The 23,788-nt window shown below is 62.5% G+C and carries 16 protein-coding genes; 10 read left to right on the top strand and 6 right to left on the bottom strand.

Annotated features, from left to right (window positions below):
- The first annotated feature begins 33 nt into the window (after window positions 1-33).
- From AB1286_RS28715 to AB1286_RS28705, 3 genes are all read left to right on the top strand, one after another.
- On the top strand, window positions 34-831 hold the full coding sequence (locus AB1286_RS28715; RefSeq protein WP_430366588.1) for an antibiotic biosynthesis monooxygenase: 798 nt from the start codon (window positions 34-36) through the stop codon (window positions 829-831).
- A gap of 85 nt (window positions 832-916) precedes the next feature.
- On the top strand, window positions 917-2,899 hold the full coding sequence (locus AB1286_RS28710; protein ID WP_430366587.1) for a hypothetical protein: 1,983 nt from the start codon (window positions 917-919) through the stop codon (window positions 2,897-2,899).
- 56 nt (window positions 2,900-2,955) lie between these two features.
- On the top strand, window positions 2,956-4,053 hold the full coding sequence (locus tag AB1286_RS28705; protein ID WP_430366586.1) for a ferritin-like domain-containing protein: 1,098 nt from the start codon (window positions 2,956-2,958) through the stop codon (window positions 4,051-4,053).
- A 22-nt stretch (window positions 4,054-4,075) separates the two neighbouring features.
- Here the strand turns inward: AB1286_RS28705 and AB1286_RS28700 are convergent, their stop codons facing one another.
- From AB1286_RS28700 to gabT, 4 genes are all read right to left on the bottom strand, one after another.
- Window positions 4,076-5,191 carry a succinylglutamate desuccinylase/aspartoacylase family protein gene (locus AB1286_RS28700; RefSeq protein WP_430366585.1) on the bottom strand — a complete coding sequence of 372 codons (1,116 nt, stop codon included), beginning with the start codon at window positions 5,189-5,191 and terminating at the stop codon, window positions 4,076-4,078.
- A gap of 168 nt (window positions 5,192-5,359) precedes the next feature.
- Window positions 5,360-6,130, bottom strand: a complete 771-nt coding sequence (locus AB1286_RS28695) for an ABC transporter substrate-binding protein (protein WP_430366584.1) — start codon at window positions 6,128-6,130, stop codon at window positions 5,360-5,362.
- A gap of 325 nt (window positions 6,131-6,455) precedes the next feature.
- On the bottom strand, window positions 6,456-7,925 hold the full coding sequence (locus AB1286_RS28690; RefSeq protein ID WP_430366583.1) for an NAD-dependent succinate-semialdehyde dehydrogenase: 1,470 nt from the start codon (window positions 7,923-7,925) through the stop codon (window positions 6,456-6,458).
- 42 nt (window positions 7,926-7,967) lie between these two features.
- Window positions 7,968-9,251, bottom strand: coding sequence for a 4-aminobutyrate--2-oxoglutarate transaminase (gabT, locus tag AB1286_RS28685; RefSeq protein WP_430366582.1), 1,284 nt, complete (start codon window positions 9,249-9,251; stop codon window positions 7,968-7,970).
- Between the two features lie 265 nt (window positions 9,252-9,516).
- On the opposite strand from gabT, the gene AB1286_RS28680 reads away from it, so the two are divergent.
- From AB1286_RS28680 to AB1286_RS28655, 6 genes are all read left to right on the top strand, one after another.
- Window positions 9,517-10,557 carry a M14 family zinc carboxypeptidase gene (locus AB1286_RS28680; protein WP_430366581.1) on the top strand — a complete coding sequence of 347 codons (1,041 nt, stop codon included), beginning with the start codon at window positions 9,517-9,519 and terminating at the stop codon, window positions 10,555-10,557.
- A complete protein-coding gene (locus AB1286_RS28675; protein WP_430366580.1) occupies window positions 10,554-11,342 on the top strand; it encodes an alpha/beta fold hydrolase in 789 nt (262 codons plus the stop codon). Before AB1286_RS28680 ends, AB1286_RS28675 begins: the two co-directional genes overlap by 4 nt.
- 56 nt (window positions 11,343-11,398) lie before the next feature.
- Entirely contained in the window at window positions 11,399-16,258 is a 4,860-nt protein-coding gene (locus AB1286_RS28670) for an NAD-glutamate dehydrogenase (RefSeq protein WP_430366579.1), read from the top strand.
- Window positions 16,255-17,340 (top strand): selenide, water dikinase SelD, encoded by a 1,086-nt coding sequence (gene selD, locus AB1286_RS28665; RefSeq protein ID WP_430366578.1) that lies wholly within the window; start codon window positions 16,255-16,257, stop codon window positions 17,338-17,340. Before AB1286_RS28670 ends, selD begins: the two co-directional genes overlap by 4 nt.
- Window positions 17,341-17,471: 131 nt before the next feature.
- Window positions 17,472-19,952, top strand: coding sequence for a mechanosensitive ion channel family protein (locus AB1286_RS28660; protein ID WP_430366577.1), 2,481 nt, complete (start codon window positions 17,472-17,474; stop codon window positions 19,950-19,952).
- Between the two features lie 100 nt (window positions 19,953-20,052).
- Window positions 20,053-21,117 (top strand): purine-nucleoside phosphorylase, encoded by a 1,065-nt coding sequence (locus AB1286_RS28655; RefSeq protein WP_430366576.1) that lies wholly within the window; start codon window positions 20,053-20,055, stop codon window positions 21,115-21,117.
- A gap of 141 nt (window positions 21,118-21,258) precedes the next feature.
- Here the strand turns inward: AB1286_RS28655 and AB1286_RS28650 are convergent, their stop codons facing one another.
- Complete coding sequence (locus AB1286_RS28650; protein WP_430366575.1) at window positions 21,259-21,558, bottom strand: DUF4148 domain-containing protein; 300 nt, start codon at window positions 21,556-21,558, stop codon at window positions 21,259-21,261.
- A gap of 153 nt (window positions 21,559-21,711) precedes the next feature.
- Complete coding sequence (locus AB1286_RS28645) at window positions 21,712-22,716, bottom strand: LysR family transcriptional regulator (RefSeq protein ID WP_430366574.1); 1,005 nt, start codon at window positions 22,714-22,716, stop codon at window positions 21,712-21,714.
- Window positions 22,717-22,910: 194 nt separating this feature from the next.
- On the opposite strand from AB1286_RS28645, the gene AB1286_RS28640 reads away from it, so the two are divergent.
- Window positions 22,911-23,756: an alpha/beta hydrolase gene (locus AB1286_RS28640; protein WP_430366573.1), complete on the top strand. Its 846-nt coding sequence runs from the start codon at window positions 22,911-22,913 to the stop codon at window positions 23,754-23,756.
- The last annotated feature ends 32 nt before the right edge of the window (window positions 23,757-23,788 follow it).

Raw genomic sequence — 23,788 nt, 5'->3', positions numbered from 1 at the left:
GAAGGAAGACCATCACCAAAACCGAGGAGAGCCATGACTTCCCTATCTACTCAACCTGTCAGCTTGACCTCTCGCTGGTTCGTCCGGCCCGGTTGCGAGCAAGCGGCCGAGGAGGCGTTGCGTCAGCTGGCGAGCGACGTCGAACGCAACGAACCCGATACGCTGACCTACCTCGTTCACCAGCCCTATCGAGGCGACGGCCGTTTGCAATCGCTGCCGCCGTCAGAGCCGCGCACGGTGCTTTTCTTCGAGACGTACCGTAGTGCCGATGCGTTTGTGCGACACGTCAATGGACCGGTATTCGGCGCGTTCGTCGAACGATACGGCGAGCTGTTCGTCGCCTCGAACGGCAAGCCATTCACGTTCGTCGAATTCGTGCAAACGCTCGCGGGATTCGTTCGCGCAGCCGGTTCCCCTGTCGGAGCAGGCTCCGATGCCGCCGCAATCCCGGCGCTATGCGGCGGCAATCGGCACCCGAGCGTGATGTTCGAAGTCATCGCTCGTGACCAGGCCAAGCTGAAGCAATTCTTCAGCGATGTATTCGAGTGGGACTACGAGATTGGAAAAGAGAGCGGCTTCGCGTACATCCCGTTTCCGGAGCAGTGCACCGCGCTACTGGGCGGTATCGGACAAGCCAATCCGCAAATGGCCGGCTTCGAGGCCGGTACGAATTTTTATTTACGTGTGGCCGATCTCGAAGCGGCGATCAAGCGCGCGGTCAAGTATGGCGGCCAGCAGTTCGTCGATCCGGTCAGCGCCGATGGATACAAGTTCGCGATGGTCAAGGACCCCGAGGGCAATGCGATCGGATTGATCGAGCCATTCGAATGAGCGCCTCGCAGCGTGGTTGCCACGGCAGATGCGCGCCGCCCAAGGCGCGCGTTTTGGACTAGGGAAGTGCATTTAAGGAGTGGAAATGAGTTACTTACAATTCCCGAGACTGGCATTTTTTGGTGAGTTCCAAGCCGACGTTTCGACGGTCAACAACGATCCGCGTCATTTCGACGTCGGCACCTTCGAGCCTTCATTCCAACAATTCCAGGAGAAAGGGACTAACAAGGACGGCCGTTTCGACTATTACAACGGCTGGTGGAACCCAGGCGGTACCGCGATCATGCGCTTCAAGGACTGCTTCGTTAAAAGCCTGCGCGATCGGTCGGGCGCTTATATCGGCAGCGCCGCGGGCGATCCGCTCGTCGGATGCAAGATCGGCAATGCTTCGGATAGTCCGTCGGGAAAGATGGTCGATCTGGATACCGATTGGCAGAACGCCTCGACGATCTTCGGGCTTGTTGTTTCTATCGTCGATCCCAATGGTTCGCCGATCCTCGTAGCGGATTACGAACATGGCCCATTTCGCGATCTGTGGGCCACGCGCTCGGGCCGGGCATCCGATAAGAACGCTTCGGCGATATTTCAATCGAGGCTTAAGCTCCGACAGTATGCGCTCGCCGATATCGAGAGTCCGTTCCTCAAGGAGCTGCTGGCGGCATCGGAAGACGGCTACTTGTCTATCCGTTTGACCACGTACGGCTTCCAAGGAAACTTCGGCGAAGGCGGCAATCTCAGCACGGTGTTGAATCCGAGATTTAGCTATGGGAAGCTCGTCGGCACTATCGGGCCGGTGCGGCACGAACAGCCGCGTACGTTCATTCTTGGCCGCCGCTTCCTGCCGACTACGGAAAACTATGCGCAGGATCTCGTCAGCAAAAACGGAATCGGGTGCTTCTCGTCGTATATCGATCCGGACGATGGCTATTTTCATGCCGATTTGAGCAATGCACTGCCGCTCGACGGCGCATCGGATTTCCGTATCGCCAATCAAGGAAACCTTGCGTTCGTCGCACTGCATGACGACTTCATCACGCAGGACGACACCGTTAGCAGCGACCAATACACTAAGCTGGGTTTGGTCGATCAGACCGATCAGCTTCAAGAAAACGCGGGCGGCATTTGTTCGTTGAAACTGAACCCCGGTCAGCTCAAGGCGAGCAAGGGGAGGCCGCTCGCGATCGTCAAGCTCGATCGCGATTCAAGTAGTGCGACGGTTTGCGTGCGTGAGGCAGCTTATGGCTTGGAAGTTCGCGCCGAACAGATTGCCTTCAAGCTCGACCCGAACGACCGAGACGGGAACGCACAAAAAGTGTTGCTCTATGCGACCGCCTACGGGGAGCCTTATATCAACCGGGCGTTGAGCTTTTCGGTCGGCCAGACAACGCCCGATAGCCCAAATACCCCGGACAACGTGCCTGCCGACACATCGCCGCGCGCGCCCGTGCCTTCATACAACGACCCACAGGACTGCGTGCGCTTCGCGCCCGCCAATGTGACGACGGACGAGTTGGGCCAAGCGACGGTGACGATCTCCGGTCCGAAGACGATGGGTACGCCGCGCGGATACATCGATGGTCAGCTTTATGTGATCGCCTACAACTTCACAGTGGGAAACAAGGCGCAACAGCATCCGCTGGATGCGATTGCCGTGGTGATTTACAGCACGTTCCCCTCGCTGGTGTCGGAGCGGCGCATCGACATCGACAACCCGACATGGGAAGACGTCCAACCCATTCTCCAACAGTACGCGAATCTCTATCCGGTGATGAGCCAGGGGATGTTCGATTTCTCGAAGCAATCGGTGGCCGATTCCGCTGCGTTCATCATGAAATTCGTCTTCGATAAAGATATCGACGATCCGGACCAGATGCCCGTGACGCGCGACCTCTCGTCGTCGAAGCGGCGGATGCTCGTCAACTATTTCGGCAACGTCATCAAGAACACCGGTAAGAACCTCGACATGCAGATCGCCTTCGGTAAGCGCTGCCCTTTGCATCGTTTCGTCGATCCCGAGAAGGCCGCCAGTCTCACGGACGTCGCGCTAACGAAAGGCAAAAGGCAATAGGCAATGAGTTCGGATCTGCGGGCCGGGTATCCACTATCGAATAGGATGATTCCATCATGTTGAAAGTCAGGAAAGAGATCATCGATAAACTGAACGCGGCAACCGATGTCACGCCCGTTCAGGAATCGCTGAAGGCTGCGGTATTGACGGAATTGATGACGATCCCTCCTTATCTGACCGCGCTGTTTTCGATCGCGGAGGGAAATGACGAGCCGCGAAAGCTCGTGCACTCGGTAGTCGTCGAAGAGATGCTACATATGACGCTCGCCGCCAATACGTTGATTGCGATCGGCGGCACGGTGCCGATCCTCGCGTTGGGCACAAGCGTCCGTTATCCGTCCACGTTTCCCTTGGACGTCGATGACGGCTTGGTGGTGAGTCTCGCCTCGTTGAGCACGGAACAGACCCATGATGTGTTCATGGCGATCGAGCGGCCGGACACCACGGCGGTGCTCCCCGGTGAGTCCGCACCGCTGCCGCCGGTCGGTACGCCGCAGGGTTATGCCTCCCTCGGCGATTTCTACAACGCGGTGATCGAGGCACTTAAGCGACTTGGCTCCGGCATCTTTGCCAAGCCGCGAGTCGATCGGCAAGTGGCCATCAGCGGATGGTTCAACTACGAGATCGACGGGGCCTCGGACGGCCGGGTGAGTTCGTTCGCATCCGCGCAAGCGGTCCTCAACAAGATCGTCGCGCAGGGCGAGGGACTTCAGATCGTTCATGATCGGATAGATCCGAAAGATGGTGACAAGACCTACGCGCACTATTTCAAATTCGGCGAGATCTATCACGGGAAACAGCTCATTCCCGACAAGAACGATGTCTCGGGCTGGTCGTATACGGGCCCCGATGTCGGGCTGGAGACGGGGCGTATCCGCACGGTGCAGAAAAACGCGGCGCTCTCGGACTACACGGCCGGTAGCGGCGCCTATATTGCAGGCTCCGCGTTCTACGGCGCGTATTGCCGTCTGTTGAAAGCATTGGACGAGACGTTCAACGGTAACCCCGCCAAGCTGGATTCGGCGATGGGCATCATGTTCGAGCTCAAGTTGCTCGCCCGTCAGGTCATGCGGTTTAGGGTATCCCAGAGCGCCTTCGCGGCACCGCCTTTCATGCCCGACCATTCGCGGATGGGCCCCGCCTTCGATCTTTGATGACGGCGGGCTTCGCGATCGCTTAGGCCGAGAGCAAAGAGCCGGTGCGATAAGGCGTCGCGCCGGCAATGCGCGCCACCTCCATGCCCGCCGTAGCGAAGCGGGTGCGGTGACGTGCGTACAAGACGCCCGACGTGCCGGCTCTCACCGTTTCGACCCGGTCGCTCACCGGGTCGACGATATCGGCCACCTCTTGCCCCTTCTCGATCCAAATGCCGGCCGGCGTGCGAAACACGAGCACGCCGGAGATCGGCGCATGAAGCGGTTCCGTGCCGGCGAGCGGCGTGGCGGGAAACGCGAGCGGCGGCATATGCGCCGGCGTACCGTCGATGAGCCCGCGGTGCGTCAAGAACTCGACGATGGCTTGCGAGTCGTGCTCGGCATGCGTGTAGGACACGTCGGCCTGGCCGCGCAATTCGACCGTCACCGAGATCGAACCGTTCGGAATGGGGAAGCGCTCGCCGAAGCGCGCGCGCAATTCCGACCAGCAAAAGCTATGGATCTCATCGAATGGATTGCCGATCGAGTTCAGCGCCAACAGCGAGGCTTTGGCGTCGAGATAGCGCGCGAGCGGTTCGACGTCCGCCCACAACTCGGGGTTCGTGTAGAGGTGCATCGCACCTTCGAAGTCGCAGTGCAGATCGAGCACGATATCGGCGTCATACGACAAGCGCTGCAACGCGAGGCGCTGCGATTCCAATTCCGTGCGAGGCGTTTGCGCATCGAGCGCTGCCCCCATCGACTGTCTCACCGCGCGTAGATTCGCCTCGGCATCGCCTGTCAGGCGCGCTTCGATGCGCGGCACGACGAGGGCGGCCAGGTCGTAGAAATTGCGATTGAAGTTCGTGGCCGTGTTCGCCTCGAAGCGGCCGATCATTTGTCCGAGCACGTGCTGGCTGAGCCCGATCGGGTTCGGGACCGGGACGACGACGATCTCGGCGCGCAGCATGCCGGCCGCTTCCAGCGCCGCGAGCTTGCGGCGCAATTCCCAGGCGACGAGCATGCCCGGCAGCTCGTCGGCATGCAGCGACGATTGGACGTACACCTTGCGTCCGCCTTCGGGCCCGTAGTGAAAGCTCGTCAATGCGCGCTCGGTACCGAGGGAAGGGGAAATCAGCGGATGAATCTTCTTTTGCATAGCGATTTTCAGCGTCGTTGCCGCACGCCGCGCAAGGGGAAGGGTGTTCGATTGTACGTCGGGGCGGCGCAACGTTCCATGCGGTAGGCGACGCCGAATATAAAAAAGGCTCCGGTTTGACCCGGAGCCTTTGGATCGAACACGGGGCGCCTGGCGCCCAGCCGGCGATCAGCTCTTCGGAGCGACGTCGAAGTCGAAGTACTTCTTCTCGAGCGTCTTGTACGTACCGTCCTTCATCATGCCGTCGATGGCCTTGTCCACGTCCGCCTTCAGGTCCGTGTCTTCCTTGCGCAGCCCCATTGCCGCGGCGCCGCTCGGAATCGACTCGCCGACTTTCTGGAACTGAGCGCCACGCGGTTGCTTCAGGAAGCCGAGGTCGGCTTGCACTTGGTCTTGCAAGGCTGCGTCGAGACGGCCCGAGATCAAGTCTTGGTAGACCTGGTCTTGGTTCTGATAGGGAACGACCTTCACGCCCTTCGGTTCCCAGTTTTGCTTCGCGTAGGTTTCCTGAATCGTGCCTTGCTCGACGCCCACCGACTTGCCCTTGAGCGAATCGGCCGTCGGCAGCAGGCCCGAGCCCTTCTTCGCGACGAGCGCCGTCGGCGTATCGAACAGCGGCTTCGAGAAAGCGATTTGCTTTTCGCGATCAGGCGTGATCGTCATCGACGACAGGACGCCGTCGAACTTCTTGGCCTTCAAACCGGGGATCATGCCGTCGAAGTCGTTTTCGACCCAAACGCATTTGGCATGCAGGCGTTTGCAGATCTCATTGCCGAGGTCGATGTCGAAGCCGACGAGCTTGCCGTCCGAGGCTTTCGATTCGAAGGGGGCGTAGCTCGCGTCGACACCGATACGAATTTGCTTCCAGTCTTTCGCTTGCGCCACACCGGCCGATGCGGCGAGCGTAGCGATGGTCACGGCGGCTAACAATTTTTTCACGTTGACTCCTCGAGTGGTTCGATCGACCTCGATGCGGCAGCTTGTCACATCGAGGCGCCGCTGCGGCGCATCGCAGGCGGCCGGTGGTTGTCCCAGGCTGCCGTAGGCCGGCAGCGCGGCGCACAGCATACCGCGCCAAAATAACGGCGCTGCTAGTAAAACACCGGATGGCGAGCCAATGCAACATCTCGCAAAACGCGCGGCGCGTATTGAGTCGAAGACGCAACATAGGAGCGCCTTCGCACAACGGTTAATCGAACGCGGTGCGAAGGCTTCTTTTATTGCGTATTTTGAAATAAATCAACGTGTTAAATCGCGATTAGACTTAAACGCCCATGCACAAATACTTGACCACGACGTATTCGTCGATTCCGTAGTGCGATCCTTCCCGTCCGAGGCCCGACTGCTTGACGCCGCCGAACGGTGCGACTTCGTTGGAGATGATGCCGGTGTTGATGCCGACCATACCGTACTCGAGCGCTTCGGCCACGCGCCAGACGCGGCCGATGTCGCGGCTGTAGAAGTACGCGGCCAGGCCGAACTCGGTATCGTTGGCCAAGCGCACGACTTCCTCGTCGCTTGCGAACTTGAAGAGCGGCGCGACGGGGCCGAACGTCTCTTCCTTCGCGATCTTCATGTCCGAGTTGACGCCGGTCAGAATGGTCGGTTCGAAAAAGTTGTGGCCGAGCGCATGGCGCTTGCCGCCGGTGCTGACCCGCGCGCCTTTCGAAACGGCATCGGCGATGTGCGTTTCGACCTTGAGTAATGCGGCTTCGTTGATCAGCGGGCCTTGCGTCACGCCGGGCTCGGTGCCGCGGCCGACTTTCAATTGCTGCTCCACGGCGGCTTGTAGCTTCGCGGCGAACGCGTCGTAGACCTTTTCGTGTACGTAAAAGCGGTTCGCACAGACGCAGGTTTGCCCGCTGTTGCGGTATTTCGAGGCGATCGCGCCGATCACGGCCGCATCGAGATCGGCGTCGTCGAACACGATGAACGGGGCGTTGCCGCCGAGTTCGAGCGAAAGTTTTTTGACGGTCGAGGCGCACTGCGACATCAACAGGCGACCGACGCCCGTCGAACCCGTGAACGAGAGCTTGCGCACGAGGGCATTGCTCGTCATCTCCGCGCCGATCGCCTTCGGATCGCCCGTCACAACGCTGAGGATACCGGCCGGTACGCCCGCGCGTTCGGCCAGCACCGCGAGCGCGAGCGCCGATAGCGGCGTCGCCTCGGCCGGCTTCACGACGATCGGGCAGCCCGCCGCCAATGCCGGACCGACCTTGCGCGTGATCATCGCGGCCGGGAAATTCCACGGCGTGATGGCGGCGCAGACGCCCACGGGCTCCTTCACGACGACGATCCGTTTATCGGTCGTCGGGCTCGGGATCGTATCGCCGTACACGCGCTTCGCTTCCTCGCCGAACCACTCGAGGAACGAGGCCGCATATTGGATTTCGCCCTTCGCCTCGGCGAGCGGCTTGCCTTGCTCGGCCGTCATGATGGCCGCGAGATCGTCCGCGTTTGCGATCATGAGTTCGTACCAGTTGCGCAGCACCGCCGCGCGTGCCTTCGCCGGCTGCGCGCGCCATGCGCCCCAAGCGGCGTTCGCCGCCTCGATGGCACGGCGCGTCTCGCTCGCACCCATTTGCGGCACTTGCGCAAGCACGCGGCCCGTGGCCGGATTGCGCACTTCGAAGGCGGCGCCGTTCTCTGCGCCTTCCCATTTGCCGGCGATGAACGCCTGCGTGACGAGCAGCGACGGGTCCTTCAGATCGATCGTTTCGAGGTTCTGCATGTCAACTCCAACGGCGTGAACCGAGTGAGTAAAAAATTCAGCCTACGCCATTGCGCCGATGCTTTCTTTCAACGCCAGTTCGAGCAGATCGAGCGCTTCGTCGAAGACGGCCGTCTCGATGGTGAGAGGAAACAGGAAGCGAATGACGTTGCCGTAGGTGCCGCACACGAGTAGTAGCAGGCCGTGTTCGAGCGCGCGCGCTTGCACGCGCTTGACGAACGCCGCATCCGGCGTGCGCGAGCCGGGCTCCAGAAATTCGGCCGCAATCATCGCGCCCGGGCCCCGTACGTCTGCCAATTGCGGGATGTCCGCGCGTAGCGCTTCGAGACGGGCCTTCAGTTTGTCGCCGAGTTGCGTGCCGCGCTCGCATAGGCGTTCCTCGTCGATCACGTCGAGCACCGCGTGCGCCGAGGCCAGCGCGAGCGGATTGCCGGCGTAGGTGCCGCCGAGCCCGCCCGGTGCGGCCGCGTCCATCAGATCGGCCCGGCCGACGACGCCGGACAGCGGCATACCGCCCGCGAGGCTCTTGGCCATCGTGATCAGATCGGCCGCGACGTCGTAGTGCTCCATGGCAAAGAGCTTACCGGTGCGTGCGAAGCCGGTTTGGACTTCGTCGGCGATCAATACGATGCCGTGTTGGTCGCAAATGCGGCGCAAACCGCGCACGAATTCGGGCGGCGCGACGTTAAAGCCTCCCTCGCCTTGTACGGGTTCGAAGATCATGGCCGCTACGCGGGCCGGCTCGATATCGGCTTTCAAAAGCGTTTCGACGGCCGCCAGCGCATCCTCGGTCGTGATGCCGTGCACGTGGTTCGGAAACGGGGCGTGGTATACGTCGGACGGAAAGGGCCCAAAGCCGATCTTGTAGGGCGCGACCTTTCCGGTGAGCGCCATGCCCATCAGCGTGCGGCCGTGAAAGCCGCCCGCGAACGCGATGACGCCCGGGCGGCCCGTCGCGGCCCGCGCGATCTTGACGGCGTTTTCGACGGCTTCGGCGCCCGTCGTGAAAAACGCCGTTTTCTTCGGATGTGCGCCCGGCGCGCGGGCGTTGATCTTCTCGGCGAGCTCGACGTACGATGCGTACGGCACGACTTGATAGGCCGTATGCGTGAAGCGCTCCAGTTGCTCCTGAATCGCGGCTACGACGCGCGGATGGCGGTGGCCCGTGTTGACGACGGCGATGCCGGCGGCGAAGTCGATGAAGCGGCGGCCCTCGATGTCCCACAGCTCGGCGTTTTGGGCGCGCGCTGCGTAAAAGTCGCACATGACGCCAACGCCACGCGGGGTGGCGGCATTTTTTCGGGCTTGCAGATCGGAATTCTTCACGCTGTTCTCCTAGTCTCGCCGGATCGATTGGGGGCTTTGTCGGCGCTCGTCTCCGCCGACACGGTAGGGCGACTATAGCCAGCTTTGGCTCTTAGCTTCAGAGCCATTTGTGCGAAGACAATGGAACCGCTTTGAGTCGGAACGGTGGAAAGTCCGCCGAGAAAAACGTGCTTGCGCGCATCTAGGAGCGGCAAAACGGCCTATATTGAGGAAATCGTCGGTTACGACGGTACTCCTCATTCGATCGACGCTCGGGTTGCAAGCGATGACCGTCTCTCTTCCCTCGTTGCCCGAGACCACGTTCCCCGAATACGAAGAGCTCAAAGCGATTCTGGACGCGGGCGGCCGAGGCTTGGCCGTGCGCGTGGTGTCCCAGGTGAACGCGCACGGACGCGACTTTCCGATCTACGTCGCCTCGCTCGGCTCGCCGGATCCGCAAGCGCCCGCGATCGGGTTCTTTGCCGGCATCCACGGATTGGAGCGGATCGGCACCCAGTTGCTGCTCGATTACATGCGGTGTCTCGTTGCGCGCCTCGAATGGGACGAACTCTTGCAGGACGAACTGCGTTCGGTTCGCCTAGTATTCATGCCGATCGTCAATCCCGGCGGCATGTGGGCGATGACGCGCTCCAATCCGAACGGCGTCGATCTCATGCGCAATGCTCCGCAAAACGCCGAAGGCCGCGTGCCGTTTTTAGCCGGCGGCCAGCGGATCGGCGCGTGGCTGCCGTGGTATCGCGGCGCCAGCGGGGCGCCGATGGAGCTCGAAGCGGCGACGATGTTGCGCGTGGTCGAGGAAGAGCTGCTATCGCGCCCGCTCAGTTTCGCGCTCGATTGCCATTCGGGCTATGGCTTTCGCGACAGCATCTGGTTCCCTTACGCGAAATCGACACGGCATATCGTGCATTTGCCCGAGATGTTCATGCTCAAGGCGATGTTCGAGCAAGCGCATCCGCACCACGGTTACCAGTTCGAGCCGCAAAGCATGCAATACCTGGCGCACGGCGATCTCTGGGACTACGCGTATGACCGGCGGCGTACCCCGTCGATTTTTCTGCCGTTGACGCTCGAACTCGGCTCGTGGCTTTGGATCAAGAAAAATCCCCTACAGATCTTTCGGCGCGAGGGCATGTATCACCCGATCAAGGCCCATCGGATCGAGCGTGTGCTGCGCCGTCATACGAACTTCCTCGATTTTCTCGCGCGCGCCGCTTATGCGTCGCAGCGCTGGCTGCCGTGCGGCACGAGCCGCGACCTGTTGATGACGCGCGCGGTGGAGTATTGGTATCGGAGGCCCCGGGCATGAGTGCCTGGATCTTGCTACGGGGACTGGCGCGCGAACGGCGGCACTGGGCTCGACTGCCCGACCGGCTGCGCGCACGGGGTCTCATCGAGGAGATCGTATGCGTCGACCTGCCGGGCAGCGGCGAGTACGCGCATGAGCACGCCCCGACGAGCATCGCGGCGACCACGGACTTCGTGCGCGCGCAACTCGCGGCGAGCGGGCGGGCGCCGCCGTATCGCGTCGTCGCACTTTCGCTCGGTGCGATGGTGGCGGTGGATTGGTCTCAGCGCTTTCCGCTGGAACTCGAGCGCCTCGTGCTGATCAATACGAGCCTGCGCGGTTACAACGAACCGTTCGAGCGGCTACGGCCGAGCGCTTGGCCGCAGCTCGCGCGCGCCGCGTGGTGTTGGCACGCGCGCACGAGGCGGCGCGCCGAATCGGCGATTCACACGTTGACGTGCCGCCGTATCGACGAGCGCGAAGCGGATCTGGCCGCGTGGACCGCGATCTATGAGAGTGCGCCGCCGAGCCGGCGCAATGCCTTCCGGCAGGTGCTGGCGGCGGCGCGTTTTCACGGCGGCCGATCGGCGCCGTGCTGTCCTACGCTCGTGCTTTCTTCGCGTAACGACGCGCTCGTGCATCCTGCTTGCTCCGCGAAGTTGGCAGCCATATGGGGCGCGACGCTGATCGAGCATCCTTGGGCCGGGCACGACCTGCCTCACGACGACAGCGCCTGGCTGGCGGATACGATCGCGGCGTGGGTGGGGAATGCCTGGACTGTCGCCCTCCCGTCCGCCAGCGCATAATCGCTCCCAAATGGCCGAGCCCATCACGAACGCCGAGCATCGCCCCCGGAGGCACCATGCCGTCGAAAAACGAAGAAGCCGTCGCTCATTTGCTGACAGACGTTGTTGAATACGCGCGAGGACGATGGTCCGAGCCGGCCTTTGCACCGATCGAATCGTTTCTGACGTTTTATTACGAGCTTGTCGATGCTCAAGACTTGAAAAGCCGTAGCATCGCCGATCTGTACGGCGCGGCGATGGCCCACTGGCAAACCGCTCAGCGATTCGCCTCCGGCATGGCCGCCCTGCGTGTCTACAACCCCGTGCTCGACGAGCACGGCTGGCATTCCGATCACACCGTCATCGAGATCGTCAACGACGATATGCCGTTCCTCGTCGATTCCGTGACGATGGAAGTGAATCGCTGCGGCTTGACGCTGCATTCCGCCATCCATCCCGTCTATCGCGTATGGCGCGACGCACAAGGCGCCATTGCGCGTATCGAACCGGGCGGGGCCGCGAACGGCGAGGAAGACGCGGCGAATCGTTCGCATCTGGAATCGTTCATCCACTTCGAGATCGATCGCTGCGGCGAGGCGTCGAAACTGGCCGAGCTACGGGCCAACATTGCACGCGTGCTCGGCGACGTGCGGGCCGCCGTCGAGGATTGGCCGAAGATGCAAGCGGTCGCCAAGGAAACGATCAAGGGCCTGGCCGCACGCGAAACGGGCGACGACGCCTTCGAGGCGCGCGCATTTCTCGAATGGATGGTGGCGGACCACTTCACGTTCTTAGGCCTGCGCGATTACGCGCTCGTGCCGCATGAAGGAGGCTTCGCCCTACGCGGCGTGGAAGGCACCGGCGCCGGGATTTTGCGCGAGAGCTTGCGCCGAGCCGAGGCGCCCGATCTGACACCGCTGCCCCACGCGGCGGCCGCGATCGTCGACGAAGCTTCGCCGATTTTTCTGACCAAGGCCAATTCGCGCTCGACGGTGCACCGGCCCGGCTATCTCGACTACATCGGCGTGAAGCTATTCGGTCCCGACGGAAAGCTCATCGGCGAGCGCCGCATGCTGGGCTTATATACGTCCACGGCTTATACCGGTTCGATCAGCGATATTCCGATCGTCCGCAGAAAATGCGCGAACCTCATGCGGCGCGCGGGTTTTCTCGCGAAGGGGCATCTGCATAAATCGCTTGTCACGGTTCTCGAGCAATATCCGCGCGACGAGCTGTTTCAGGCGAACGAAGACGAGCTTTACGACATCGGCCTCGGCATTTTGCGGCTGCAAGAGCATCAGCGAACCCGCATGTTCGTGCGGCGCGACCGCTTCGAGCGCTTCGTCTCGTGTTTGATCTTCGTTGCGCGCGAGAAATACAACACCGATTTGCGTCAACGGATCGCCAAGCTCTTGGCCGATGCGTTCAATGGTACGAGCGTCGAGTTCACGCCGTTGCTTTCGGAGTCGCCGCTCGCGCGCATTCATATCGTCGTGCGCACGAATACGGGGGTGTTGCCCGAAGTCGATACGCAAGAGCTCGAGGCGCGGCTCGTGCAAGCGACGCGCCGTTGGCAAGACGATCTCGCCGACGCGCTGCTCGAACGCTTCGGCGAGGAGCAGGGCAATCGCTTGTTGCAGCGTTACGGCGATTCGTTTCCGGCCGGTTATCGGGAAGACTATGCCGCGCGCACGGCCGTGCGCGATATCGAACTCGTCGAAGCGGCCCATCGCAACGAGACGCTATCGATGAATCTGTACCGTCCGATCGAGGCGGCGCCCCGTGCGTTTCGCTTCAAGGTCTATCGCGCCGGACAATCGATCGCGCTCTCGCGCAGTTTGCCGATGCTCGAGCACCTGGGTGTGCGCGTCGATGAAGAGCGCCCCTATCTGATCGAGCCCGCCGGTTCAATACCGGCGTGGGTGCACGACTTCGGATTGGAGTTGACGGACGACGTCGAATTCGACATCGAGCGCGTGAAGGCGTTGTTCGAGCAGGCGTTCGCCCGTGTCTGGTCCGGCGAAGTCGAAAACGACGATTTCAATCGGCTGGTGCTGCGCGCTCAACTCGCCGCGCGCGAAGTGTCGATTCTGCGCGCCTATGCGAAGTATTTGCGGCAAGTGGGTTCGACCTTCAGCGACGCTTATATCGAACGCGCGGTGACGGGCAATCCGGCGCTGGCGAAGGGGCTCGTCGATTTGTTTCTCGCGCGCTTCGATCCCGCGCTCGGGGCCGCGCGCGTGAGCCGGACCGAGGTGTTGCTAAAGGGCATCGAGACCGCACTCGATCAAGTGCCGAATCTCGACGAAGACCGGATCTTGCGGCAATTCCTCGGCGTCATCAACGCGACGATCCGCACGAACTACTTCCGGCGCGATGCCAAGGGCGAGCCGCTGCCTTATATCTCGTTCAAACTCGATCCCTCTCGCGTGCCCGGCTTGCCCGAGCCGAAGCCGATGTTCGAGATCTGGGTCTATTCGCCGCGTGTGGAGGGCGTGCATTTGCGCGGCGGGCGCGTCGCGCGCGGCGGCTTGCGCTGGTCGGATCGACGCGAGGATTTCCGCACGGAAGTGCTGGGCCTCATGAAGGCGCAGATGGTCAAGAATACGGTGATCGTTCCGGTCGGCTCGAAAGGCGGCTTCGTCGTCAAGAATCCGCCTGCCGGCGGCGATCGCGAAGCGATGATGCGCGAGGGCATCGCGTGCTATCAGACGTTCTTGCGCGGCTTGCTCGACGTGACCGACAACCGGCAAGCCGATGCGATCGTGGGACCGCCCGACGTCGTGCGCCACGACGGCGACGACCCCTATCTCGTCGTCGCGGCCGATAAGGGCACGGCCACGTTTTCCGATTACGCGAATGCGATCGCGCGCGAGTACGGCTTTTGGCTCGACGATGCGTTCGCCTCGGGAGGCTCGGTCGGTTACGACCATAAAAAGATGGGCATCACGGCGCGCGGTGCTTGGGAATCCGTCAAGCGTCATTTCCGCCAGATGGGCGTGGATACGCAGACGACCGATTTCACTGTCGTCGGTATCGGCGATATGTCGGGGGACGTCTTCGGCAACGGCATGCTGCTCTCGCGTCATATCCGCCTCCTCGCCGCGTTCGATCATCGCCACATCTTCCTCGACCCCGACCCCGATCCCGAAGCGAGCTTCCTCGAACGCGAGCGCATGTTCGGCCTAGAACGTTCGAGCTGGGCCGATTACGATCACACGAAGATCTCGGCAGGCGGCGGCGTGTTCCCGCGCACCGCGAAAGCGATACCGGTTTCGCCGGCCATGCAGGCGGTACTTGGCATTACCGCGACGGCGTTGGCCCCGAGCGAGCTGATTCGCGCGATCCTGCTCGCGCCCGTGGATCTGCTCTACAACGGCGGCATCGGCACTTACGTCAAGGCGACGCGCGAAACCCACGCGCAGGCCGGCGATCGGACCAATGACGCCGTGCGCGTGAACGGCGCGCAATTGCGCGCGAAAGTCGTCGCCGAAGGCGGCAATCTGGGGCTCACCCAATTGGGCCGAATCGAATACGCGCAAAACGGCGGCCGTATCAATACCGATGCGATCGACAATTCGGCGGGAGTCGATTGTTCCGACCACGAAGTCAACATCAAGATCTTGCTCGGGCTCGTCGTGGCCGACGGCGAAATGACCGAGAAGCAACGCAACGTGTTGCTCGCGGAGATGACGGAGGAGGTGGGATCGCTCGTCCTGCGCGATAACTATCAACAGACGCAGGCGCTTGCGATCGCGGGGCGCTATGCGGGCGAGTGGTTCGAGTCCGAAGTGCGCCTCATGCGTTCGCTCGAGCGCGCCGGCCGCCTGAATCGAGCGATCGAGTTTTTGCCGAACGACGACGAGATCGCCGAGCGGCAAGCGGCGAAGGCCGGCTTGACGTCGCCCGAACGCGCGGTACTGCTGGCTTATAGCAAGATGTGGCTCTACGACGCGTTGCTGGAGTCCGATCTCCCCGAGGACCCGCTCGTCGCCGACATGCTGCGCGGGTACTTTCCGAAGCCGTTGCAAACGCGCTTCGCGGATGCGGCGGCGCGGCATCCGCTCAAGCGCGAAATCCTCGCGACGCATTTGGCCAATGCGCTGCTCAACCGAGTCGGCTGCGCGTTCGTTCATCGCCTCGAAGAGGAGACCGACGCCAAGCCCGGCGACATCGTGCGCGCCTGCATGATGGCGCGCGACGTATTCGACATCGACGATCTCTGGGGCAATATCGATGCGCTCGACAACCACGTCGCCGACGATGTGCAAGCGCGCATGTTCGTCGACGTGGCTCGGCTCATGGAACGTGCGGCGCTCTGGTTCTTGCGACAGTTGCAAACCGAGCCGCGTGCGCGCGAAAGCGGGAATGTCCGCGCGCTGATCGAGCGCTGCCGCGAAGCCGCGGCGCGGCTCGCACCGCGTATGCCGACGCTGTTGCCGAGCGCCGAGCTGGAGGCGTTAGACCAAAGGCGGCAAGCGCTCGAGCTGGCCGGCGTCGATGCGGAGTTGGCTAGGTGCGTGTCCGGCGGCGAAATATCGGTGGCCATCCTCGACGTTGCCGAAGTGGCATCGAACGTCGGCAAGCCGCTCGAACTTGTCGCGGGGGTTTATTTCGCGCTCGGCACGCTGCTCGATTACGGGTTCATCGGCGAGCGCGCGAGTGCTTTGCCCACGCATACGCATTGGGACATGCTCGCGCGCGCGGCCGCGCTCGCCGAGTTGGCCAGACTCAAGCGCGCGCTGACGATCAGCGCGCTCGCCCATGCGTCGGAGCGCGCGAGCGCCGAGGCGATCGCGGCGGCTTGGCGCGACGAGCGCGGGCCGCAACTTGCACGGTTCGCGCAATTGGTCGGCGAGCAACGCGCATCGGGCGGGGCGAGCTTGTCGATGCTGCTCGTGCTCGTGCGCGAAATGACCGTACTGGAGCGCGGGTGAACGAGCCGACGAAAGACCGGCCCGAGGCGAACGGCCAAGCCCCGCGCCTCACGAGCCTCTCGCATGGCGGCGGCTGCGGCTGTAAGATCGCCCCCGGCGTCTTGGCGCAATTGCTCGCGACGCAGACCTTGCCGTTTCCAGCTGCCGCGTTTCCCGATCTCATGGTCGGACGCGAAACGTCCGACGACGCGGCCGTCTATCGGCTGAACGACGAGCAGGCGATCGTCGCCACGACGGATTTCTTCATGCCGATCGTCGACGATCCGTTCGACTTCGGGCGCATCGCCGCCACGAACGCGCTGTCGGATATCTATGCGATGGGCGCGCGCCCGCTGCTCGCACTGGCGCTGGTCGGCATGCCGATCAACGTGCTGCCGCACGAGACGATCGCCGCGATATTGCGCGGCGGCGAAAGCGTATGCGCCGACGCGGGTATTCCGATCGCGGGCGGACATTCGATCGATTCCGTGGAGCCGATTTACGGACTTGCCGCAATCGGCGTCGTCCATCCGGCACGCGTCAAACGCAATTCGACGGCGCGCGCAGGGGATCTCCTCGTACTCGGCAAACCGCTAGGCGTCGGCGTGTTGTCGGCTGCGCTCAAAAAGGATGTGCTCGATCGCGCGGGATATGTCGAAATGATCGACGCCACGACGCGATTGAACCGTCCGGGCATTGCGCTGTCCGATATGCCGCAGGTCCATGCGTTGACCGACGTAACGGGTTTCGGCTTGCTCGGCCACGCGCTCGAGGTTGCGCGCGCGGCCGGTTGCGGCATCCGCCTGCGCTATCGCGACCTGCCTTGGCTCGCGGGCGTGGAGGCGTTGGCCGCGCGCGGCATCGTGACGGGCGCGTCGGCTCGCAACTGGGCCTCGTACGGTGCGCAGGTCGACCTCGATCAGGCGCTGCCTGACGTGGCACGCGCCTTGCTGACCGATCCCCAGACCTCGGGCGGCTTGCTTGTGGCGTGTGCGCCGGAAATCCTCGACGATGTGCTCGCATGCTTTCGCGCCGAGGGTTTCTCGCGTGCGGCGGCGATCGGAGAGGTGATCGCAGGCGAGCCGCGCATCGTCGTGGCTTGACCTGCGGCGATCGGCGACGCACGCTTGTCAAAAAATCGTTCGGTGAGAACGGAGTCAGATCAGGACGGCGCGGGCGGTGCGTGACCCGCCGCGTGGGCATCCTGTCGTTGGCATTTCTTCCTCACGGCCCTATGCGTAAATTCTTTTTCGTCGTCCTGCTGCTCCTTTCCTTTTGCGTTTCGTCGGCCTATGCCGCTTCCGCCTCTGCACCCGCGGCGGCGCAGCCCGTCTCCAACCCTTCCACCGTCGTCTTGACGCCCGAGCAAGCGAAGCACGCGCTGCAAGTGCTTGGGGACCCCAAGTCGCGCTCGCAGATGGAGGACACGCTGCGGGCGATCGCCGCAGCAGGTGCGCTTTCGACGCCGCCTGCCGCGAGTGCCCCGGCCGCCGCGTCCGCGACGGGTGCGTCCGCCGTTCTATCGGCGATCGCATCGAACGGGTTGGTCTCCCAGGTTTCGCACGAAGCGGTACGTCGTATCCGTGACATCGGCAAATCGTTGCGGCATTCGACGGCCGCGTTGCTCGACGTGCGCTCGGTGCGCGCCTGGTGGGGCTACGAGATCACGAGCGTCCAGGGTCGCACGCAACTCGAGCAATTGGCGTGGACGCTCGTTGCGACGTTCGTCCCCGCGTGGCTCGCGAGCTGGCTCTTCACGTGGCTGTTGCGAAAACGCGTTGCGGCGTTGGCGTTCGGCGAAGCCGAAGTTCAAGACGAGGGCGGCTCGAACGGCCGAGGCGACAATGCGAACGCGCAGGCGGACGACGAGGTTCGTTCGCTAAACGCCAACGTTCCGGCCGCGAGCATCGACGAGCACGCCGTGCGGGCAGCGCGCAACCAGCGCAACGCGGTGAGCGCAGTCAAGCATTGGTCGTTATTGCAGCGGTTGCCCTATGCGTTGTTGCGGACGTTGCTAGAAGCCATTCCCCTGGCGGCGTTCGTCGGCGTCGCCATCGTCGCGATGTCGCTGCTCACGGACGAGGGAACGCCGGAGGCCGACGTCGTCGAAACGATCATCGAAATTTATGCCGTCGCGCGCGCCGTCGTGCTTGCGAGCACTTTCTTGTTCGCCGCCGGGGCGCCGAGGTTGCGCATGTTGCCGCTTGGCGATACGTGGGCCGCTTTCAGCGAACGCTGGGTGCTGCAATTCGTCGTGGTGCTCGGCGTCGGCGTGGCGCTGGCCGAAACGCCCGTGTCGCTCGGGCTCACGGCGGAAGCGCATTTGGGCATTGCGAAAGCCGTGGCGCTCGTCGGGCACTTGATGCTCGCGGCGTTGATCCTGCAAATTCGCCGCCCCGTCGCGGCTTGGATTCGATCGAAATGCGCGAGCTCGGTACTGCTCCGATTTTTTTCCAATTGGCTGGCCGATATCTGGGCGGCCGTCGCCGTGTTCATCGTCATGGCGCTGTGGTTCATTTGGGCGCTCGACGTGCGCAACGGCTATCAGGCATTGCTCGAGCATGGCGGATTGTCGCTGTTGATTTTAGTGGGCGCGCGCGTGGTCATGATCGTCACGTTCGGCGTGCTGGGGCGCATCTTCAAGACGCGGGAGGGCGAGTCTCCGTCGATCGGGCTGCAACGCGCGCAGCGCTACTATCCATGGCTGCGGCGCCTTGTCGGTGTGGCGATTCTGCTGGCGGCTGCCGTACTCGTGTTATGGGTCTGGGACGTCCACGTCTGGCGTCTATTCACCGGCAACTTTATCGGCCGGCGTTTGATATCGGCGAGCGTAACGATCGCCGTTGCGGGTTTCATCGCGCTCTTGGTCTGGGAATCGATCAACGTGTCGATCGAGCGGCGGCTGCACCGGTGGACCGATGCGGGCGACCTCATGCGGGCTGCGCGCCTACGCACGCTGCTGCCGATGTTGCGTACGGCGCTATTCGTGGGCATTGCGCTCGTCGTCGGTCTAACGGGCCTCAGTGAAATCGGCGTCAACATCGGGCCGCTGCTTGCAGGTGCCAGCATTTTCGGCGTGGCCCTCGGTTTCGGCTCGCAAAAGCTCGTGCAGGATTTCATCACGGGCATGTTCTTGCTGATGGAAAACGCGATGCAGGTCGGCGATTGGGTCACGCTCGCGGGCGTGTCGGGCACCGTCGAATATCTCTCGATCCGCACCGTTCGTTTGCGCGGCGGCGACGGGGCGCTCCACACGGTGCCGTTCAGTTCGGTATCCACGGTGACGAATTCGAACCGGGGGCTCGGCAATGCGGCCGTCAAAGTCAGCATCGCTTACGGGCAGGACATCGAGCTGGCGACGAAGACGCTCGGCGAAATCGGCGCCGAGTTGCGGGACGATCCGAAGTTTAAGGACGGCATCGTCAGCGACTTCAGTTTCTGGGGCGTCGATCAAGTGGACGGCTCGATGGTCACGCTCGTGGGCCAGATGCAATGCCGCGATACGGCGCGCTGGCCGATTCAGCGCGAATTCAATCGGCGCATTGCCGAGCGCTTCCGCGAGCGCGATATCGCGATCGCCAATCCGCTGCGCAACGTCCTCGTACCGCCGAGCAATGGGACGCCGAAGGCGGACGACGACGATCGAACACAAGCGGCGGTCGGCGACCAAGAGCAAGGAAAGGTGCAAGAAAAGGCGCCGCCTTCGCATGAATGACGGCGCGTGGGCGTGCCTCTATACTGACGCGCGCGGTACCGAGGGTATCCGCGTCAGCGAGCGGTTCTGTTAAACAAATCACGAAACCAAAGGAACGCCCATGCTTACTCGCACTATTGTCTCGATCGGCGCCATTGCGCTGACCGCCTGCGCGGCCACGGCCTCGAGTGCGCAAGACAACGACTCCGATTTTGCCGCCGGCTACGGCTCGCATGGCCGGCACGTGAAGGTCATGATCATTTCGATGTTCGCGCCGGAAGGACAGGTCTGGCTAGATCATCTCGGGCCGTGGGAGTCGATTCCGGTTGCGGGTTTGTCGCCGGACTACCCCGACGTCCATTGCAATAAGCAGGACATTTGCGTGATGACGACAGGCATGGGCCACGCGAACGCCGCGGCCTCGACAATGGCATTGGCGTTCTCCCCGCGCTTCAATCTGCGTCACACGTATTTCCTGATCGCCGGGATCGCCGGCATCGATCCGGGGCAGGGCACGATCGGCTCGGCGGCCTGGTCCAAATACCTCGTCGACTTCGGCATTCAATGGGAACTCGATGCGCGCGAAATTCCCGCAGGTTGGAAGACGGGCTTTCTCGGGATCAACACGACGAACCCGAATCAAAAGCCGCCGCTCGACTACAAAACCGAAGTGTTCCAACTCAATGCGAAGCTGGCCGACGCCGCTTACGCGCTGTCGCGCAATGCCGTGCTGACCGATAGCGCGCAAGCGCAAGCGGCGCGCGCGAAGTTCGACTATGCGCCCGCAAACCGGCCGCCGGCCGTGATTCAGTGCGACACGCTGGCGGGCGATACCTGGTTCTCGGGTACGGATATCGCCGAGCGCGCCCGCGATTGGACGAAGATCCTGACTGACGGCAAGGGCACCTACTGCACGACGCAGCAAGAGGACAACGCGACCTTCGAGGCCCTGACGCGGGCCGCGAACGCGCATCGGGTCGATCTCTCGCGAGTGGCGGATCTGCGCACGGGATCTGATTTCGACCGTCCGTACGCCGGCCAATCGAGCGCCGACAATTTGCTCAATTACGCGGCTCAGGGCGGCTACACGCCCGCTGTTCAGAACCTGTTCGCGGCCGGCAATCCGCTCGTGCAAGAGATTGCGACGCATTGGGGCGAATGGCGAGACGGCGTGCCGCAGCGCTGAGCGCGTCGTACGCGGCGGCGTGTTGCCGCCGCGTGACGAACGGCGTCCAGACGGGCGTGTCGCTGTCCCAATGATCGAGAACGGAAGGCGAGACGTCGAACATTTAGAACTCCTTATATCGAGCGCTACGCAATTGCCTGGTTATTGGCCGGCCCGTGCGAGCGAGACGCGCGTATCCGCACCTTCGGCTGCCGCTACGCGAGCCGCTTGGGTTTGGCCGGCAAGGCTCAGTTCGGGATAGCTTTGCTTGTTCATCGAGGGCAGCGTGCCGTCGCGCCGAGCCGCGACGATTTCGGCACGCACTTGCTCACGCGTCTTCGTGCTGGTGCCGATCCAAGATTGATCTTGGTACGAGCCGTTGTGGCCGATGCCGCCGTCGGCGAAAGCCGCGGTGCTGGCGAAAAGCGAAACGAAAAGGGCGGCTGCAAGGGTGCGCTTCATGATGTGACTCCTGTTGTATCGATTGCGTTGCCGGTAATCGGCGTCGCGACAGGAGCAAATGTAGGCGCGTTCGATATCGGGATAAACCCGAGTTTTGCGAAATAATTTGTCGGATCGGCGGAACAATCGACGTTCGACGTTCCGCCGAGGAGGTCAGACGACCCACTCCGTGAGGACGGGCGTATCGAGCGCCGGGGCGCTTTCGCGCTCTTCGGGCGTGCGCTTGCTACATACGGCGTCGAGGCTTTGGCGGCCGCTCAGCAGCGGGCAGCGGTCGAATACCTCGGCCACCCAGTCGACGAATACGCGCACCTTCGGCGACAGATGACGGCTGTGCGGATACACGGTGGATATCGGCATCGGCAACGGCTTCCACTCGGGCAGCACTTCTTTGAGCGCGCCCGAGCGCAGATGCGGCAGCGCCATATAGAGCGGCGCTTGGATCAGACCGAAGCTTTCGATCGCGCAGGTCAGATAGGCATCGGCATCGTTGACGGATACCGAGCCGGGCATCTTCACCTCGACTTCCTCGCCGTTCACGAGGAACGACCAATCCATGATGCGGCCCGTTCTACTCGAGAAGTAATTGACGGCTTGATATTGGCTCAGTTCCTCGAGCGAGCGAGGCTCCCCCGCGCGCGCGAGATATTCGGGCGAGGCGCAGGTCACGCATTCGAACAAGCCGATGCGGCGCGCGACGAGCGACGAATCTTGCAGCGCGCCCACGCGAATCACGCAATCGACGCCCTCTTGCAGCAGATCGACGGGCCGATCGGAGAAGCCGAGCTGCAAATCGATATCCGGGTAGCGCGTATGGAATTCGCACAACGATGGAATGACGAGCGTGCGGCCGATCGAGCCCGGCATGTCGACGCGCAATTTCCCGCGCGGCTTCTTGCTGCCGTTTTGCAGACTGCTCTCCGTTTCGTCGACGTCCGCTAAGATACGCACGCAGCGCTCGTAATAAGCGGCGCCGTCCGGCGTCAAGCTCAACCGGCGCGTCGTGCGGTGCATGAGCCGCACACCGAGGTACGACTCGAGATTTTGGATGATCGTCGTGACCGACGCACGCGGGAGATCGAGCGTTTCAGCAGCTTTCGTGAAACTGTTCGTATCGACCACACGCGTGAACACCTGCATGGCCTGAAGGCGATCCATCTTCGTTCTCCAACTGAAGAATCAATGTTCCCCGCTTTTGTGCGCTAGTGCGCCATCCCGAGGCAATCCCATCTAATGGGATCCATTGTTCGGGCGCGGTGAATTGTGTTGCCGGATTATAGGCATTTATCCGCAACTCTGCCGAACACACAATTCGGGCATCGTGAAACTGCCGCGCATTGCGCGTTTCAAACATGCCAACTACGCATTCCCGTGGTCTGTCGGCGGGATCGCCCTGGGACGAACCGCCGCTTCAGGTCGACCAAGCTCAGATCGCAGGCTATGAGAGCAATATTCAGGTACGGCTTTATCGCCGTGCCGGCGTAGGCTCGTTGCCCGTCATGCTTTATTTCCATGGCGGGGCTTTTGTCGGGGGATCGCTCGACGACGCCGAATTCGCCGCGAGACATTTCGCGGAGCATTTACCTGTATTGGTCGTCTCCGTGGGTTATTCGCTCGCGCCTAAGCATCCGTTTCCGGCCGCGCTGGAAGACGCGTATCGCTCGGCTCGCTGGGCCCTGGCGGCGGGCAAGTCGATCGGTGCGGACGGCAAGCGCCTGTTCGCGGCCGGTCATTGCGCGGGCGGTCACGTGGCCAATGGGCTCTCGTTCATCGCCCGCGATCGCGGCGACGTTAGGATCGGCGCGCTCGCTTTGTTTAGTCCGATGCTCGATCCAAGCATGACGTGCCTTGCGCACGAGCGCGAGGTCGATTCCGACATCTCGCCACGGCAGTGTTTAGCGAGCTACAAGGCTTATCTGCCCCAGGCTTCGCAGCGGATGCATCCGTACGCGGCGCCGCTCGAATCGGCGCGGCTCGCGGGTTTGCCGCCCGCGTTCATCGCAACGGCGCGCAACGACGTCTTGCACGTGGAAGCGGAAACCTACGCCGCCCGCTTGATCGGCGCGGGCGTGCCGACGCAGGTCATGCGCTATTCAAATGCGACGCATGAGCGAATCGCGTACGATCCGCAAGCTTTGCAAGACGCCGTTCGTTTTTTCGAGCGCCATCTTCAACCGCATGCTGTAACGGCAGGCTGAGCTCGAACGTCATACAACAAGTCATCACAGTC

It is taken from the genome of Trinickia sp. NRRL B-1857 (assembly GCF_050470685.1).
In the GTDB taxonomy this organism is placed as follows: domain Bacteria; phylum Pseudomonadota; class Gammaproteobacteria; order Burkholderiales; family Burkholderiaceae; genus Trinickia.
Note: the sequence above shows the minus strand (reverse complement) of the source record. Positions and strands in the feature narration are given on the sequence as shown.